A 485-nucleotide genomic window follows, 5' to 3' on the forward strand; every position below is an offset into this window, starting at 1 on the left:
CCGGGGTGTCGGGCAGGTCGAGGCAGGTCCCGTCGAGGGCCACCAACCGGCGCCCGGCGAGCCAGGATCCGGGTGTCTCCGCGTCGGCGAGCGGTCGCGCGACACGGCGGAACAGCTCCCGCACCGGCTCGTATCCCAGACGGGACCGGGCCTGAAAGATCGCCGATTTCGTCGGCGGCGACCAGGACTGCGACCATCCCGACGACCACGACAAACCGTCGGTGAGCTGCTCGAAGACCTCCTGTCCCGCAGCGCAGACCGTTTTCGCTCGGGAAGACGTACGGGGTATACATGTCTGACAATGGCAGATCCCAGCGGTCAAAACAGGCGGCAGTAAGGCGGTCGGGATAGTTTTCTTGCGGCCCTAATCCGAGCCAGTTTACCCGCTCTGCTACCTGCGCCAGCTGGCAGTTCAGGCCAATCCGCGCCGGATGCGGTGTATCGCTCGCCACTTCAACATCAACGGTAATCGCCATTTGACCACT

At 64.5% G+C, this 485-nt stretch carries 2 pseudogenes; both read right to left on the reverse strand.

What is annotated here, in order from left to right:
• Positions 1–244, reverse strand: a pseudogene (locus tag P3H15_RS55080) (transposase domain-containing protein); the annotation flags it as partial.
• Positions 243–485: pseudogene (locus tag P3H15_RS55085) on the reverse strand (hypothetical protein); the annotation flags it as partial. The pseudogenes P3H15_RS55085 and P3H15_RS55080, both read right to left, overlap by 2 nt.

The sequence above is a fragment of the Rhodococcus sp. T2V genome, assembly GCF_029269925.1.
In the GTDB taxonomy this organism is placed as follows: Bacteria; Actinomycetota; Actinomycetes; order Mycobacteriales; family Mycobacteriaceae; genus Rhodococcus_F; species Rhodococcus_F koreensis.